The organism is Paramicrobacterium chengjingii (genome assembly GCF_011751765.2).
GTDB lineage: Bacteria > Actinomycetota > Actinomycetes > Actinomycetales > Microbacteriaceae > Paramicrobacterium > Paramicrobacterium chengjingii.
In genome coordinates, this window is record NZ_CP061169.1 from 3,010,425 (window position 1) to 3,025,637 (window position 15,213).

The 15,213-nt window shown below is 63.5% G+C and carries 17 protein-coding genes; 10 read left to right on the top strand and 7 right to left on the bottom strand.

Annotation, left to right across the window (positions count from 1 at the left end; genetic code table 11):
* Window positions 1-43: 43 nt before the first annotated feature.
* Window positions 44-1,753, bottom strand: coding sequence for a cytochrome c biogenesis protein CcdA (locus HCR76_RS14575; protein WP_166987724.1), 1,710 nt, complete (start codon window positions 1,751-1,753; stop codon window positions 44-46).
* Window positions 1,754-1,909: 156 nt separating this feature from the next.
* On the opposite strand from HCR76_RS14575, the gene HCR76_RS14580 reads away from it, so the two are divergent.
* The 3 genes from HCR76_RS14580 (at window position 1,910) to HCR76_RS14590 (ending at window position 3,830) form a co-directional block, all read left to right on the top strand.
* On the top strand, window positions 1,910-2,584 hold the full coding sequence (locus HCR76_RS14580) for a fasciclin domain-containing protein (RefSeq protein WP_166987721.1): 675 nt from the start codon (window positions 1,910-1,912) through the stop codon (window positions 2,582-2,584).
* A 227-nt stretch (window positions 2,585-2,811) separates the two neighbouring features.
* A complete protein-coding gene (locus HCR76_RS14585) occupies window positions 2,812-3,231 on the top strand; it encodes a DUF4383 domain-containing protein (RefSeq protein WP_166987718.1) in 420 nt (139 codons plus the stop codon).
* A 53-nt stretch (window positions 3,232-3,284) separates the two neighbouring features.
* Window positions 3,285-3,830: a hypothetical protein gene (locus tag HCR76_RS14590; RefSeq protein WP_166987715.1), complete on the top strand. Its 546-nt coding sequence runs from the start codon at window positions 3,285-3,287 to the stop codon at window positions 3,828-3,830.
* A 28-nt stretch (window positions 3,831-3,858) separates the two neighbouring features.
* On the opposite strand, the gene HCR76_RS14595 is transcribed toward HCR76_RS14590, so the two are convergent.
* Window positions 3,859-4,437: a GNAT family N-acetyltransferase gene (locus tag HCR76_RS14595; protein ID WP_166987712.1), complete on the bottom strand. Its 579-nt coding sequence runs from the start codon at window positions 4,435-4,437 to the stop codon at window positions 3,859-3,861.
* 47 nt (window positions 4,438-4,484) lie between these two features.
* A complete protein-coding gene (locus HCR76_RS14600) occupies window positions 4,485-5,135 on the bottom strand; it encodes a YigZ family protein (RefSeq protein ID WP_166987709.1) in 651 nt (216 codons plus the stop codon).
* 222 nt (window positions 5,136-5,357) lie between these two features.
* Here HCR76_RS14600 and pepN point away from each other — a divergent pair, with 222 nt between their 5' ends.
* Window positions 5,358-7,880 (top strand): aminopeptidase N, encoded by a 2,523-nt coding sequence (gene pepN, locus HCR76_RS14605; protein ID WP_166987706.1) that lies wholly within the window; start codon window positions 5,358-5,360, stop codon window positions 7,878-7,880.
* Between the two features lie 157 nt (window positions 7,881-8,037).
* Window positions 8,038-8,607, top strand: coding sequence for a YdeI/OmpD-associated family protein (locus tag HCR76_RS14610; RefSeq protein ID WP_244971412.1), 570 nt, complete (start codon window positions 8,038-8,040; stop codon window positions 8,605-8,607).
* Here the strand turns inward: HCR76_RS14610 and erm are convergent.
* Entirely contained in the window at window positions 8,525-9,364 is an 840-nt protein-coding gene (erm, locus tag HCR76_RS14615; RefSeq protein ID WP_166987700.1) for a 23S ribosomal RNA methyltransferase Erm, read from the bottom strand. The genes HCR76_RS14610 and erm overlap by 83 nt on opposite strands.
* A 185-nt stretch (window positions 9,365-9,549) precedes the next feature.
* A complete protein-coding gene (locus tag HCR76_RS14620) occupies window positions 9,550-9,939 on the bottom strand; it encodes an ankyrin repeat domain-containing protein (RefSeq protein WP_166987697.1) in 390 nt (129 codons plus the stop codon).
* 116 nt (window positions 9,940-10,055) lie between these two features.
* Here HCR76_RS14620 and HCR76_RS14625 point away from each other — a divergent pair, with 116 nt between their 5' ends.
* Window positions 10,056-10,631, top strand: coding sequence for a YdeI/OmpD-associated family protein (locus HCR76_RS14625; protein WP_166987694.1), 576 nt, complete (start codon window positions 10,056-10,058; stop codon window positions 10,629-10,631).
* Here the strand turns inward: HCR76_RS14625 and HCR76_RS14630 are convergent, their stop codons facing one another.
* The gene (locus HCR76_RS14630; RefSeq protein WP_166987691.1) at window positions 10,632-11,444 is read right to left on the bottom strand and encodes a phosphatase PAP2 family protein; all 813 of its coding nucleotides are present in this window, start codon (window positions 11,442-11,444) and stop codon (window positions 10,632-10,634) included. It lies immediately after the preceding gene.
* Window positions 11,445-11,600: 156 nt separating this feature from the next.
* Here HCR76_RS14630 and HCR76_RS14635 point away from each other — a divergent pair, with 156 nt between their 5' ends.
* The 4 genes from HCR76_RS14635 to HCR76_RS14650 are packed head-to-tail and all read left to right on the top strand — an operon-like array spanning window position 11,601 to window position 13,799.
* Window positions 11,601-11,993: a VOC family protein gene (locus HCR76_RS14635; protein ID WP_198248071.1), complete on the top strand. Its 393-nt coding sequence runs from the start codon at window positions 11,601-11,603 to the stop codon at window positions 11,991-11,993.
* Window positions 11,994-12,042: 49 nt separating this feature from the next.
* Window positions 12,043-12,552 carry an RNA polymerase sigma factor gene (locus HCR76_RS14640; protein ID WP_166988180.1) on the top strand — a complete coding sequence of 170 codons (510 nt, stop codon included), beginning with the start codon at window positions 12,043-12,045 and terminating at the stop codon, window positions 12,550-12,552.
* Window positions 12,545-13,177, top strand: coding sequence for a methylated-DNA--[protein]-cysteine S-methyltransferase (locus HCR76_RS14645; protein WP_166987689.1), 633 nt, complete (start codon window positions 12,545-12,547; stop codon window positions 13,175-13,177). The genes HCR76_RS14640 and HCR76_RS14645 overlap by 8 nt, the downstream gene beginning before the upstream one ends.
* Before the next feature lie 10 nt (window positions 13,178-13,187).
* The gene (locus tag HCR76_RS14650) at window positions 13,188-13,799 is read left to right on the top strand and encodes a DNA-3-methyladenine glycosylase I (protein WP_166987686.1); all 612 of its coding nucleotides are present in this window, start codon (window positions 13,188-13,190) and stop codon (window positions 13,797-13,799) included.
* Between the two features lie 10 nt (window positions 13,800-13,809).
* Here HCR76_RS14650 and HCR76_RS14655 read toward each other — a convergent pair whose 3' ends face one another.
* Entirely contained in the window at window positions 13,810-15,177 is a 1,368-nt protein-coding gene (locus HCR76_RS14655; RefSeq protein WP_166987683.1) for a hypothetical protein, read from the bottom strand.
* Window positions 15,178-15,213 lie beyond the last annotated feature (36 nt).

Here is a 15,213-nt window from a genome sequence, read left to right on the forward strand (position 1 = left end):
AGTTCGGGTTCTCCAGCGGCATCCGCTCCGTTGACCCCACGTGTTACCCGAAAGTAAACGAATAGGCCTGGACGTCACCGCTGACTGTCACCGACAGTTCACCGGTGCCGGCGTGTTCGGTAACGATGTCATAGGCTCTCGGGACGTCAGAGACAGTGATCGTCTGCGTTGATCCGTCGCCCTGGTTCACCGTCACTGACCCGCTCCCCGACAACACCATCTTGACGGTGGACGCAGTGTACGAGAGCCGAATGCTCGCGTTGCCGGAACGGGGAGTGATCGACTGCGTCCCGAGATCCCATTCGCCGTCGAGCGCAAACGAGTCAGCTGGCTGCTGCGGGGGAAACGCGAAGTCCGTCGTCTTCGCCGAGTACGGTTCGTCCCCGGCAAAGTTCATTTGCTTCGTCGTGCCGAGAAACGTCTCAGGAGTCTGGTCGCCATTCGGCGTGGTATCGGCAACATCCGTCGTCGGCGGAAGATCCACGTCGGCATCATTCCTCGTGAGCAGCTCACGGATGAGTTTCTCCGTCGTCTCATAACCGCCCTCGCCGAATTTGATGTGACGAACCGTGCCTTGGGCATCGATGAGGTAGTGTGCCGGCCAGTAACGATTGCGATAGTTGGTCCACGTCGACAGTGAATTATCGACGGCGACGGGGTAGTCGATGCCAAGCTTCTCGGCGCCGGCTTTGACGTTGCCGACGTCTTTCTCGAACGCGTACTCGGGTGAGTGCACGCCGATAACCGTGAGCCCCGCCTCCTCGTATGCATCGGCCCACGCAGTGACGTGCGGAATCGAGCGCTGGCAGTTGATGCACGAGTACGCCCAAAAGTCGACGAGCACGACCTCGCCGCGCAGGTCGTCGAGAGACAGTCCTTGGTTATTCTCTGTGTTAAACCAATCGGTGATGCCCGTGAGTCCCGGTGCCGTGCCGCACGACTCCAGTTCAGACGCCCCGTTGCTGCACTCGTCGAGATGCTTGTTCTCATCGGTGACGAGGCCCCCGAGGTTGAGAGCATCGTTCACCTCATCAGAATCGGCGAAGTTCTGCTGCAACGTTGCCGTGTAGTCGGGAACGAGTCTTTGGAGCTGGGCTGGAATGTCGAAGACGAGGCCGACGGCGAGCGCGATCATCAGGGCACCGCCTGCAATTCGGATGCCGCGCTGGCGCGACCGAAATGACGTGATGCGTTCCGCCACTCCGCGACCGGCGAGAGCAAAGATCAACAGGGGAATTGCAGCGCCAATTCCGAACGACAATGTCAACGCGACAGTGTCGACTCCAACACGCCCCGTTGCTCCGGCCACGGTGATCGCGGCAAGAACAGGGCCAGCGCACGGCACGTACACGGCACCGAGTGCCAGGCCGAGTCCAAAGCCGTTGCGATCCGTTCCCACCGCCTTCTGAGGAATTCGCGAGAACGGCTTCTCCAGAAGGTGTTGAAAAGCGGGCACCATCAGACCGATACCGATCAGCACCAGAACGACGATCCCGGCCCACCGCAGAACGTCCTGCGGAAAGCCGAGTAGGGATAAGAGAAATGAGCCGACAAGCGTGACAAGGCTGAAGCTCACGACGAGACCCAAAATAACGACAAACGGGCGCCAGCGGGAGGGCGCCCGTACAGCGTCTTCGCCCCTGCTCGATTGCATGCCACCCGACAAAAACACGACCGGCAGCACCGGAAGTATGCATGGGGATATACCTGTGACGAGGCCTCCGAGAAACCCAATGAGAATAACTGACAGCACGGTGCCCTCCTGACTCGTGTAACGGGATTCGGAGCGTGAGCCGCTGCTGATTGGAAGACGCGAGTTTGAGAATCTTCCAATCCGCTCCGCTCGGGGTTCCGAACTCCGTATGCAAACAGCCGTTCTGCCACTGGAACGGAAGACAAAGGAGTGATCATGCGCACCACATCACGAAAAGCTCTCGCAGCACTCGCACTTGCGGCCGCCGCGTCGTTGACGTTCGCCGGCTGCTCATCAAGCGGTGACATGCCGAAAGATGACGAATCAAGCCAGGGCCAGTCAACGCCGAACGAGAGCGACTCGAACGAATCGATGACTGATCCGGCAGCTGACCTCGTCGGCCCCGGCTGCTCTGCCTACGCCGATCAGGTTCCGGATGGTCCCGGATCAATAGAGGGCATGTCAGCGGACCCTGTCGCAGTCGCGGCGTCGAACAACCCCATGCTGACAACGCTCGTCTCTGCGGTCTCCGGAGAGCTCAACCCCGATGTGAACCTCGTAGACACACTCAACGGTGACGAATTCACTGTATTCGCCCCGGTCGACGACGCGTTCGGCAAGATCGACGCCGAGACCCTCGAAATGCTGAAGACCCCCGAGGGAGCAGAGACGCTCACCAGCATCCTGACCTACCACGTGGTGCCTGGGCAGATCGCCCCTGATGCGATCGCAGGCGAGCACAAGACAGTCGAAGGCGAAACCGTTGAGGTGACAGGAAGCGGAGAAGACCTGATGGTCGGCGATGCAAGCGTGATCTGCGGTGGAGTCCACACCGCGAACGCCACGGTGTACCTCATCGACTCGGTGCTGATGCCGCCGTCGATGGGCTGATGCCCACGCAGCGCGCCACGGCGCGTGCGAGGAATGCGGGTGATGGGACTCAGTGTCGGTCACCCGCTTTCTCTGCGTATTCAGGCCAGCCGCCATTCGGTGTGATCGACATTTCCTCATCGAAAGCACGTGACGTGAAATCGGTTGTAAAAAAATCCAATCCGGTGACGCGCCAGTTCCGAACCCCACATGCGCGACAACGTCGTGCGCGACAAAGGAGGCACACAATGAAATCGTCACCGAATCGACTGCTCGCCACCATCTTCGGGGCCGTCTATCTGCTTGTCGGGCTTCTCGGCTTCAGCGTCACCGGAGGCGTCGGCTTCATTTCAAACGATGGAGGTCTGCTGCTCGGCCTGTTCATGGTCAATCCCCTGCACAACATCGCACACGTACTGATCGGCGCTGCGCTGCTGATCGGTGGTCTCGCGAACGTCAAGGCTGCAAAGTCGACGAATATCGTCGTCGGTGCGGCATACCTGCTTCTCGGTGTCGTGGGTTTCTTCGTCAGCGGTCCGATCAACGTGCTCGCCCTGAACATGCCGGACCATTTCCTACACCTGGGCAGCGCCGCTGTGCTCCTGGGCATCGGGCTTGGATCAGACAAGAACATCGTCCCTGATCCGACGCGGCCGGCACGCGCGTAGCTCAATGCTGTGGCGCCGCTCGGCGCCACAGCACGTCTGGACAGAGGATACTCATGACGGCACTCGAGCCCCGATCAGTCACACACCCACGCTCAAATCTCATACCGAACACGCCGATAGTCCGGGCATTCTCGGGTCTCGCGACGCTGGGCAGCGGACTCGTCCACTTCGCCATCGCTCCTCAGCAGAGCATTCTCTTCGTTATTCTGCTCGCGATCATTGCGACGAGCGAGCTTATTCTTGCCCTCGGCATCCTGGGGCATCGGATCCGTGTTACGGCAGCAGCGGCGATCTTCGTGAGCGCGCCGACCGTCGTCTGGGCGCTCCTGGCGCTCGTGACTGACGAGGCAGGCAGCCTCCCACTCGGCCCGATGCTTACCGCGGCAGCACTTGGTCTGTTCGCAGCGCTACTCCTGGCGACATCGCACCGTCTTCACGCATCGCGTGGCACGGCGGCACGTCCGTGGACGTTTGCCGCGGCACTCGTCGTGGGAGCCGCGATTCTTCCCATTGTCGCTATTCCGGCGATCGTCGAGGCACAGTATCCGTCAAGCGGACAACCAGCTCACTCGTATCCGAACGAGCACCACCATCACTGAAGGTGCTCACCGCGGTACCGCCCGACGGCTATTGTGTGCGCGCTTCCCATTCGCCGGCGAGCAGCGCATACCCCATGCCGTCGAGCCAGCCCAGAGTTCGATGAAGGCTATCGCGCACCGTATGAGACTCGCGCCGCATGCCGAGTCGCTCCATGAGTCGCCAAGACGGTTCGTTGTCGGCGTAGCATTCCGCCGTCACGCGACGCAGCTCGAGATCGACGAAACACAGGCGCAAGACCTCCCGCATCGCCTCGCGCGCAAACCCGCGCCCCTGCGCGTTCGGAGCCAGACACCAGCCCAGCTCCGCCTCAGTTCCTCGGGCGTGTTCGCTGACCTCGTCCTGAGCCCACCCATCGACGATGCCGATCTTTACGTCGCCGATGACCACGCTTTCATGTTCGATTACCAGCGTGCCCGCAAGCTTCGCTGGGTCGCAGAACCGACGCCGAAAATCATCGGGGTCGGTGCCATCAGACGGTATCCACATGCTGACGTCAGGATGCTGTTTGTACGCCCTCACGGCTTCGGCATCATTGACCGTGGCCCGACGAAGAGCGAGCCTCTCGGTGCGTACCGGAAGGTTCACGTCTTTGAGCATCCGTGTCATGTCGCATTCCTCCTGCGCAGTTCCGTCGCCCATTCTGCCAGCGCTGCTCATGGCACGTCGACGATGCGGTCTTCGCCCACGACGGGTACAACAGAGCCAGCGGATGCCGCAGCCACATCAGCCGTCAGTTGGTGCAGCACTGCGGGCGGCGCCCACAGCTCGAACGTCGCGGTGGCGCCGTAGCGCGGTTCATCGAGTCGGGCACCGTGCGCAACTACCCACTCGCGCAGCACATTGTCGATGCGACCCGCGTCTGAGTGGGCTACGTCGAGGGTCACGCGCGTCAGAGTCTCGCGACGCACGATCACGGCGAGGTCGAGAGCCTCGGATACAGCGCCCGAGTAGGCACGAATCAACCCTCCGGCGCCGAGTTTGATACCACCGAAGTATCGCGTGACGACGGCGACGACGTCGGTGAGCTCTCGGCGCCGCAGCACCTCGAGCATCGGAACCCCCGCCGTGCCTGACGGCTCTCCGTCGTCTGACGACCGGGCCCGGTCGCCGAGAACTCCGGTCACCATCGCAACGCAATTGTGCCGAGCATCCCAGTACTGCTTCTTAGCCCGCGTGATGACCTCGTCTGCGGCATCCGGACTGGCCGCGGGCGCGACGTGCGCGATGAAGCGTGACTTCTTGATGACAATCTCGTTCGTCACAGCATCCGCGATTGTCGAGGGGTAGCTGCGTGGGGTGGTCATCGTGCCCAGCCTAACCACCGCCGCGCACTCGAGGCGGATGCGACGCTGCTCACCAGTGACGCGCGCATCGGTCTGCGCGCCGTCGAGTATCAGCCATGCTGACGAGGGCCCGCCGGGCAACCGCGGGCCGCGGGTTAGCCATTTTTGGCGGTTGCCTCCTCACCGCGCGGTGGCGGCACAGGGCGAGCCCGCGCAGCGCACCGCACGTGAAACCATAGAGTCATGAGTTCCAATGCCTCCGCCAATCTCTCCCGCTCCGAAACTGCCGACCGCTCCGCAGCACTGACGCTGCACAGCGCGCACGTCGAGCTCGACCTCAGACGAGCACAGGATGCCGCGGCCACGACGTTTCTCACCACGACGACGCTTGAGTTCGACGCCGATCTGAGCCTCGCTGACTCCACATGGATCGACTTCATCGGCGACAAGGTCGAGCAGGTGACCCTCAACGGCACCAGCCTCCCCGTGCGGTACGACGGTGCACGCATTCAGGTGGCTGGCCTCGCGGCATCCAATTCGCTCACCATTGTCGGAAACGGCGTGTATTCGCGTTCCGGCGAAGGGCTGCATCGTTTCGTCGACCCCGTCGACGGCGAGACTTACCTGTACACACAATACGAGCCGGCCGACTCCCGCCGCGTCATGGCCTGCTTCGAGCAGCCCGACATGAAGGCGCGCTTCACGTTCACCGTGCACGCCCCTGACGGCTGGCAGGTGCTGTCGAATCAGAGCGCCGTCGCTCGCCACCATGCCGCGGATGCCGCGTCGCAGACCGTCGAATTCGCACAGACGCTGCCGATCTCGAGCTACATCACCGCAGTGGCAGCCGGACCGTACCACCGCGTCGACGCCGCATGGAGCCGAGGTGACCAGAGCGTGGAGCTCGGCGTGTTCTGCCGCGCATCGCTTGCTGAGCACCTCGATGCAGTTGAGATCATCGAGGTCACGCAGCAGGGCCTCGACTTCTTTACCGAGAACTTTGACTACCCCTACCCGTGGGGAAAGTACGACCAGATCTTCGTGCCCGAATACAACCTCGGAGCCATGGAGAACCCGGGTCTCGTGACGTTCACAGAAGCGTATGTGTTTCGCGGAGCCTCGACCGACTCGCAACACGAGGGCCGCGCCAACACGATCCTTCACGAGATGGCGCACATGTGGTTCGGCGACCTCGTCACCATGCGGTGGTGGGACGACCTGTGGCTCAAGGAGTCGTTCGCCGACTACATGGGCGCCCTCGCAGCGGCCGAGGCAACTCGCTTCAGCGACGCGTGGGTGACGTTCGCCAACCGCCGCAAGGCGTGGGCATACGCACAAGACCAGCTGCCGACGACCCACCCGGTCGTCGCCGACATCGTCGACCTCGAGGCCGCGAAGCTCAATTTCGACGGCATTACTTATGCCAAGGGCGCTGCCGTACTCAAGCAGCTTGTCGCGTTCGTCGGCCGCGACGCGTTCTTCGAGGGCGCCCGACGCTATTTCACACGCCACGAGTTCGGCAACACGACGCTCGACGATCTGCTTGTGCAGCTCGAAGAGACGTCGGGGCGAGATGTGCGCGCGTGGTCAAAGGCGTGGCTCGAAACCACGGGTGTCGCAACGCTGGCGATCGAGACGGATGCCGCGGGGCAGCGCGCGATCACCCAAACGATCTCCGGTCAGCAGCCGCGGCCGCATCGCCTCGCCGCCGCCGTCTACGACCTCGTCAATAACCAACTACTGCTTCGCGGCGTGCACGATATTGACATTGCCGGTGAGCGCACTGCCGTCGATCTGCCCGAAGCCGATCTCACCCTGCTGAACGCGGGCGATCTCACCTATGCGAAGGTACGTCTCGACGCGAGCAGCCTCGCCGCCGTCGAATCGTCCCTCGACACGCTCGACGATGCCCTCGCGCGCGGCATCGTGTGGTCGTCACTGTGGAATGCGGTGCGAGACGGTGAGCTGCCGGCATCCCGTTTTCTGCGCATTGTGCGGCGCTTTGCTCCGACCGAGAGCAACGTGGGACTGCTCACGTCGGTGCTGGCGAACGGAGCATTTGCGCTGTCGCACTACGTTGCCGATGCCTGTCGCGCCGAAGAACGTCGTTCGTGGCTCGACACCACGTGGAGCGGCGTATTCGCCGCAGAACCAGGCTCCGGGCACCAGCTCGCCTGGGCGCGCGCGCTCGCGACGGCCGCTGCCCACGACGAAGGGCGCGCCGACGGCATCCGGGCAATTCTCGATGGCACGGGAGACACCCCCGCGGGTCTGTCGCTCGACGCTGATCTGCGCTGGATGCTCGTGGCCGCGCTTGCTGCAACAGGCCACGCCACGCCTGAAGAGATCGATGATCAGCTCACGCGCGATGCCACGTCGAGCGGGGTGACGGCGCATATCGAGGCCCTCGCGTCTCGCCCGGTGCAGGGTGTGAGGGATGCTGCGTGGCACTCTGCGTGGACGGACAGGAGCCTCACCAACGATCACCTTGCGGCGACGATCAGCGGATTCGGCGCTGCGGGGCGACGCGACCTGATCGGACGCTTCGATGCTGAGTACTTCGAGCGTATTCGCGAGACGTGGCAGACGCGCAGCATCGAGATTGCGCGGAAGCTCGTGCTCGGGCTGTTCCCTGCGAGCGACTCGCTTGACCTGGTCGACGCCTGGTTGAAAGAGAATGCGGATGCCCCCGGGGCACTCGTGCGTCTGGTCACGGAGCAGCGCGACAATCTCGCCAGAGATCTACGCGTGCGCGGCGGGCAGTGACGAGCAAGGCGTGCTCGAGCATTCGGAGTTGCCGGCGGACACGCCGCGCCGGCGAGCACGACACGCCGACGAAGAGCAACGATTACCGAATGGCTGAACGTCGGTGAGCCGCCGTATGCTCAGACGACACGACCGCACAACGAGACGAGGGAGCACCGTGGCCGACCGCGAGATCGTCTACATGGAGTCCGCCGATGACTGGTGGCAGTGGCTCGCCGACAACCATGAATCGTCGGACGGCGTCAGGCTGGCCGTTCCCAAGAAAGGCAGCGGGCAGCCGGGGCCGACGAACCTCGAGGCGCTCGAGAGCGCGCTCTGCTTCGGGTGGATCGACGGCGTGCGGAACCGTCTCGACGACACGCACTTTCTGCAATCGTTCATGCCAAGGCGAACCCGCAGCACCTGGTCGCAGGTCAACCGCGACCGGGTCGAGCGCCTGATCACGGCCGGACGCATGCGGCCGGCGGGCCAACGCGAGATTGACCGCGCCAAGGCAGACGGACGATGGGATGCTGCGTACGCACCAGCATCCACGATCGAGGTTCCGCCCGAGCTCGAGGCCGAGCTGGCGAAGAACCCCAAGGCTGCCGCGTTCTTTGCAACGCTGTCGGGCTCGAATCGCTACGCCTTCCTGTTCCGCATCGTCACCGCGAAACGCGCTGAGACGCGCCAGCGCCGCGCCGCACAGTTTGCCGAGATCCTCGAGCGCGGTGAGACGCTGACCTAGCGGAGTGCTCGCTCCACAGGCTCACCCAGTTCGCGGCGGAAAGCTGTTTGGGCAGTCGCGCCTTCGGGGCGGCGGAGGCAAGCCAGGCATCGGCCTCGCGACGTGAGAGTGTCGTCGCTCCCGCGACGATCTGGGCAAGACTGCGCCCGCGCCCTGTGAAGACCGCCTGGACAAAACGCTGGTAGTCGTTGCGCTCTGCTACAGGTAGCAGCATCCGCCTGCTGATCGTGATGACACCGCCGTCGACGCTCGGCATCGGCCGGAACGCGTGGGCGGGAACCCGTTCGAGCAGGCTGAAGTCGTACCATGGCCACCACTGCGCCGTGAGAAGCGACGCACCGCCAACACCCGCGCGCCGACGGGCGACCTCCCACTGCACGAGCAGCGTTGCGTGGTTCCAGCCCGGTTCACGCAATAGCTTGCGCAGGATCGCCGTCGTGAGGTGAAAAGGCACACTCGAGACCACTGCGTGTGGCGTCGACGGATGCTGGTAGCGCAAATAGTCCCGTTCAATGATGCGGGCACCGCCGCCGAGTCTCCGCACGAGGGCGCGTGCGCGGTGACTGTCGACCTCGACGGCAGTGATGGGTCGGTTCAACCGTGTGAGCGGCGCCGTGAGTGCGCCGCCACCTGGCCCGATTTCGAGAATCGGCCCGTCTGTCGCAGCGACCTGGGCGATGATGCGGTCAATGACCGCTGTGTTGACAAGAAAGTTCTGGCCGTTCTCGTGACGGCCGATGGACGATGTCCGTGGCATGCGTGTGCTCCGCTGCTCGAAAGGTGGAGCCGGGCAACACAAAGCGGCCGCTCCGGCGGTTAACCGAATGAGCGACGGCGAACGTCGTCGAGCCGCCGCTTAGGAGCTGCGGAGACGAATGTAAAACGTGCATGACATGACGGACACTCTATGTCACGTCGCACAGCTCGTGCAATCGCGCGACGTCAGTCGGCGTCTGGTGCCAGCAGGTGCTTCTTGCCGAACATCTCTGCGGCGAGACGGGCCGGCGGCGTTCCGGCGTCGAGATCGGCACCGGCGGCCAGCAGCATCCGAACGATCTCGTCTTCGCCCTTGAAGATCGCTCCAGCGATCGGCGACTGGTCGCGGCCATTACGCACATCGACGTCGGCACCACGTTCGATCAGCCCACGTACCGCATCGCCATGACCATGGTAGGCGGCCATCATCAGGGCGGTATTTCCGCCAGCATCCTGCACGTTCAGCGGCAGGCCGTGGTCGAAGTACTCCAACAGCTCGGTCGTCTGCCCATTGCGGGCAAGATCGATCGCCATTGCTGTGAGCTTCTCGACGTCTTCACGATTGAGCTTTGGCATGCGTCCAGCTTAGACAGTGCGTTGAATCCGACGCTGTCAGGCGCAAACGATCGAACTCAGACGGCACACGTAGACTCGAGGAATCCACGACAGTACGCACAGGATGAGGAGCCAAAATGGTTGACGGTGAGCCCCTTCGGTTCGACGATGCGGCGGCGTGGGAAGCATGGCTCGTTGAGCACTACGCGACATCGTCGGGTGTGGAACTCGCCATCGCGAAGGCGCACAGCAGCGCTGCCAGCGTGACGCACTCCGAAGCCCTCGAAGTCGCTCTCTGCTACGGCTGGATCGATGGCGTGCGCAACCGCATCGATCAAAGCTGGTTCGCCCAGTCGTACATGCCTCGCCGTGAGGGAAGCCGATGGTCACTGCTCAATAGAGAGCGTGCTGACGCACTTATCGCCGCGGGCCGAATGCGCCCGGCGGGACAGCGTGAGATCGACCGCGCCAAGGCTGCTGGCAGCTGGGAATCGGCCTACGCCCCACAGTCGACAATGCAGATCTCGCCCGAGCTTGAGGCCGCGCTGGCTGAGAACCCCCGCGCCTTCGACTTCTTCGAAACGCTCTCGGGCCGCAATCGATACGCCGTGCTCTTTCGCGTGAGCACCGCAAAAAAGGCGGAAACGCGTGCGAGCCGCGCTGCCGCCATGGTCGAGATGCTTGAGCGCGGCGAGACCGTGTATCCGCAGTAGTTAGCGGGTTCGGCGTGCTGACAGCATCCAGCCGATTATCGCCGTGGAGCCGAGTTCACCACCGATGACGCCGGATGCCGCGGCCGCAGTGAGCGTCCACGATGTGTCTTCGAGCGGACCGAGCAGATGCAGCACCGCAAGCACTCCGGCGATCGCGATGGCTGCAGCACCAGCGATGGCGATGACGAGCGAGATGACACTGAGCGATTTGCGGGCTGACGCCGTGGCACTGCCTCGAGCGAATCGTCCCGTTGCCGGACGAAACGCGCTCACGGTCGCAGTGACGGCCAGCACCAGAAGCGCACCGCCCACAATGTCGCTCGGCCGGTGCCACCCGAACACGACCAGCTGAGCACTGACGAGCCCAAGCACAGCAGAGAACACGGGCATCACGAGTGGCCGCACCGCATGAGGCAGAACGATCACAAGGGCGAACGCTATCGACGTGAACGCAATGGTATGCCCGCTGGGGAATGTGTTGACTGCGTCAATGGAGAAGTCGGGGCGCTGGAGAATCTGATGCTTGAGAAGCTGCCCCAGCACGTTGCTGAGCCCCATGGCTGCAGCGGCAATCACGGTGTCTGCCCAGGCCCGCCGCAGGGCGCCGATCAGCACGATCACGGCGAGGGCAATCGCAAGATTCGGCACGGTGACGAGGGCAAGCAGCGGCGACCTCTCGCTGTAGAGCGACGAATCAAGCACGCGATCTTCCACGCGCTGACCCAACTGGGTTTGCACAGCCATAAAAAACGAGACGACAAAGCCTAGGGCAGCGACGATAGCCACCAGGATGCTGCGTGCTCTGGTTTTCATATCACTCCCTCCCTGCGCTAAACGGTCTCCATCAGACGACGCCGACTACAAGTATCGACGGTCGAAGCTGAAGAGAGAATTGGAACACGTCGGTCAGCGGGTAAGACTCTGCTGAACGCTCGGAGACCGCATCCGCTGCAAGCGTAGGCTCGGTGCATGAGCACTCCGGCAATCAGCAGCATCCATCACGTGACCCTCTCCGTCTCCGACCTGGACACGAGCATCGCCTGGTATTGCGACGTGCTCGGCTTCGAGGTGATCACGCGCGTCGAGCACAACGGCCTCGACAAGGCGATTCTGCACATCGGATCGATTCTTGTCACGTTTGTTGCACACGGCGACCTCGCCGAGCCCGGTGCGTTCTCAGAACGACGTATCGGCCTCGACCACCTGAGTTTCGGAGTGGATGCCGAGGCAATCGACGCCTGGGCCGATCAACTCGAGGCTCACGGCGTCACGTGGTCACCCATCGTCGACGGGCTGTCTGGCCGCGTGCTTTCGTTTCGCGATCCCGACAACATCGCGTTGGAGTTCTACACGATCCAGTGATCTCGCGGCAGAACCTCACACCCGTCCGACGCCACACGTTTACCAGGTGATGACAGTCAAGCAGCCGTTCGAAGCCGTCGTCGCCCAGCACGGGGCGACGGTGCTGCGCGTGTGCCGAGCCGTGCTCGGCCCCCATACCGACGCGGACGACGCGTGGCAGGAGACGTTTGTCGCGGCAATGCGGTCGTACCCAGGACTTTCCGAAGACGCCAACGTCGAGGCGTGGCTCGTTACGATCGCCCACCGCAAGGCGATCGACGTCACACGGCACCGCTCTCGGCGGCCCATCACCGTCGACGAGCTTCCCGACTCGGCGAGCGATATCGGCAACCCGGAGGCCCGCGACCTCGACCTCTGGCCCCGCGTCGCGTCGCTGCCGCGCAAGCAACGTCTCGTCATCGCCTACCACTACCTCGCCGGTCTTCCTTACGCAGAGATCGCAGAGCTCATCGGAGGTAACGCGGCCTCAGCTCGACGAGCCGGTGCCGACGGCATCGCCGCATTGCGGGCGCAGCATCCGGTCGTTATCGACGTGAAAGAAGGAAAAGCCGATGAATGAGATCCCGCGCGAAGTCGCGCAACTTCGCACGCTCACCCGCCCCACCGCCGATCACCTCACTCGTCTGCACGCTGCCCTGGAAACCAGGGCCGACGATGCGGGGTTGCTCGATGTCGCGTATGCCACAGCCGACTCCCCCTTGGGCCGATTGCTGATCGCAGCGACGCCTGCGGGCATCGTGCGCATTGCCTTCGAGACCCAGGGGTTCGACGAAGTTCTCGGCATGCTGAGCGCGCAGGTCAGCCCTCGTGTGCTCGAAGCACCGGCACGGCTCGATCTGGTTCGCCACGAGCTCGACGAGTACTTTGCTGGAACGCGCACGGGCTTTGACGTCACTCTTGACCGCTCGCTCTCACAGGGCTTCCGGCGCCAGGTGCACGAGCATCTTCCCTCAATCGCCTACGGCGAAACGCAGTCGTATGCTGAGGTTGCCCGCGATGTCGGCAACCCCCGAGCGGTGCGCGCCGTCGGCACCGCGTGCGCGATGAATCCGCTGCCGATCGTTGTGCCCTGTCACCGTGTTCTGCGCAGCGACGGAACGGCGGGCGGGTATGCGGGAGGTCCCGAGGCGAAGTCGCTGTTGCTCAGTCTTGAATCTGCAAACGCTGTCGCCACCCGCCGATAGCATCGCACTCATGGCTAACGAGAAGACAGACGATGTCGTGAAGGGCGAAGACGGTCTCTATCGTCCCACGTGGGCGTCCGCAGACGACCTCATGCGCGAGTACTACGACACCGAGTGGGGCATGCCCATTCGAGATGAACGCGGTCTTTTCGAGCGCATCAGCCTCGAGGCGTTCCAGTCAGGTCTCTCGTGGGCGACGATCCTGCGTAAGCGACCGGCATTCCGCACCGCGTTCGCCGATTTCGATCCGGATGCTGTCGCCGCATACGACGACGCAGACATCGAGCGTCTTCTCGGCGACGCGGGAATCGTGCGCAATCGGGCGAAGATCCTTGCAACCATTGGCAACGCGCGAGCGACAATCGACCTGCGCCGTGACGACGGACTCGTGAATTTCGTGTGGTCGTTCCAGCCGACTCAGACCCCCGAGCCACGCACGTCTGCCGACGTGCCAACGTCGAGCCCCGAGTCGATCGCGCTCGCGAAGGCACTGCGCAAACGGGGCTTTCGCTTTGTCGGCCCGACGACGATGTTCGCTCTGATGGAGGCCATCGGCATCGTCGACACGCATCTCGTCGACAGCCACAGACGCGGAAGCTCGGGCGTGTGGCCCCGCGCGTAGGCCACACGATTCAGAACGGCAGCAGAGTCAGCATCCAGGTGCCGAGCGCCCATAACGCATACGCCATCGCGCCCGCGGCGAGCCCTCCGATCACATGGATTGCCACGCCCAGCTTCGGAACATGTGGGACGTGGGAGATCTGATTCGCGCCGACCATCGCCTCGATCAGCGTCTTCCCCGTCTCGGGCTTGTCGAAATACGCGACGTGCTCACGCCACCAATTCTTCACCCGAGACACCGGCACGTAGCGAACGAAATCGGCGTCGTCTCTTGGGCCAAGGCACACGGGGTCCATGAGCGACTTGACGACGGCGACCTCGCAATCCGGTCTCCTCTGTTGGTCGCGCGGCGCGTTCGCCATCCGCACTATGAGGAATGCGGCGACACCGAAGTAGGCCAGCAGAAACGCGACCTCACCGAGACCGCTCCACGCGAAGTCGAGAAAACCTCTGCTGACAGCATCCGCCCGGTCACCCAGTTCGTCCGGCATGATGATCCGTGGCGGCCACAGCCCCGTGAACGCGTCCATGGCCACCCCCACCAGTCCAGCGAGCCCGTTCCACATTGCTGTCAAGACAAGGGCGAACACCATCGGAAACGTCAGTAGCACAGCCCACAGGGCGACGACGACTCCTGGGCTTCGGCGCAGCATCCGCAGAATGCCGAGCGGGAATTCACCTGACCCGACCCACACGCACGTATCGACGTTGGTGTCGATGGCGGCGCGACGGCCGATCTCCGCGCCCTGCGAGTGCCCGACCATGATGACAGCATCCGCGTTCTGCCTCACGTTCTCAACGAGTTCGCGCACCGAGGCGATTGCCGTGTCATCGAGTCTGTCCGACCGGTACATCCACGCGTCGCCGATCCACGCAGACACGATCGTGCGAGCCACAGCCGAGAACCGTCTGTTGACGAGAACCACCGGGGTGGCCAGCAGCGCGAGAAGCATCATGAGGGGGGCGACGATTGGCACGAGCATCACCGCTCCAGCCGGCAGGATCTGCAGCAGAGGATGTGTGCGGCCGTTGCGTTCCTGTACGTCGAGAATGTCGTTGACCCAGCCGGCCATCGTCAGCCAGATGGTGAACGGAGCGACGCGCAACATCCACAGCAGCACCGACCTCCACGGCGGCGGCTCCACGAGATGATCCCAGCGTCCATCGTGCAGCACCACCTCGATAGGATCACAGTCCGGCAGGCTGACATCGAGAACGCGCGCTCCCGGGGCGACGTTCGCCTCGCCCTCTGCTTCCACGACCGAGCCGCCGAGCGACTCCGCTCCACGCTGCACAGCCATCGCCACGTCACGTGTTGTCTGCCCCTGCGCCTGCCGCCCGATCCCGTGCACACAGACGATCCCGAATTTCGGCTTCACCGGATCACCCCGAAGACCTGTATAGCAGGCAGGGCA

Coding starts and splice junctions, on each gene's coding strand:
- HCR76_RS14620 (WP_166987697.1), bottom strand. CDS start 9,939: ATGCCAAAGCTCAATCGTGAAGACGTCGAGAAGCTCACAGCAATGGCG.
- HCR76_RS14640 (WP_166988180.1), top strand. CDS start 12,043: ATGACAGTCAAGCAGCCGTTCGAAGCCGTCGTCGCCCAGCACGGGGCG.
- HCR76_RS14600 (WP_166987709.1), bottom strand. CDS start 5,135: ATGACCACCCCACGCAGCTACCCCTCGACAATCGCGGATGCTGTGACG.
- HCR76_RS14650 (WP_166987686.1), top strand. CDS start 13,188: ATGGCTAACGAGAAGACAGACGATGTCGTGAAGGGCGAAGACGGTCTC.
- HCR76_RS14630 (WP_166987691.1), bottom strand. CDS start 11,444: ATGAAAACCAGAGCACGCAGCATCCTGGTGGCTATCGTCGCTGCCCTA.
- pepN (WP_166987706.1), top strand. CDS start 5,358: ATGAGTTCCAATGCCTCCGCCAATCTCTCCCGCTCCGAAACTGCCGAC.
- erm (WP_166987700.1), bottom strand. CDS start 9,364: ATGCCACGGACATCGTCCATCGGCCGTCACGAGAACGGCCAGAACTTT.
- HCR76_RS14585 (WP_166987718.1), top strand. CDS start 2,812: ATGAAATCGTCACCGAATCGACTGCTCGCCACCATCTTCGGGGCCGTC.
- HCR76_RS14590 (WP_166987715.1), top strand. CDS start 3,285: ATGACGGCACTCGAGCCCCGATCAGTCACACACCCACGCTCAAATCTC.
- HCR76_RS14635 (WP_198248071.1), top strand. CDS start 11,601: ATGAGCACTCCGGCAATCAGCAGCATCCATCACGTGACCCTCTCCGTC.
- HCR76_RS14580 (WP_166987721.1), top strand. CDS start 1,910: ATGCGCACCACATCACGAAAAGCTCTCGCAGCACTCGCACTTGCGGCC.
- HCR76_RS14645 (WP_166987689.1), top strand. CDS start 12,545: ATGAATGAGATCCCGCGCGAAGTCGCGCAACTTCGCACGCTCACCCGC.
- HCR76_RS14625 (WP_166987694.1), top strand. CDS start 10,056: ATGGTTGACGGTGAGCCCCTTCGGTTCGACGATGCGGCGGCGTGGGAA.
- HCR76_RS14595 (WP_166987712.1), bottom strand. CDS start 4,437: ATGACACGGATGCTCAAAGACGTGAACCTTCCGGTACGCACCGAGAGG.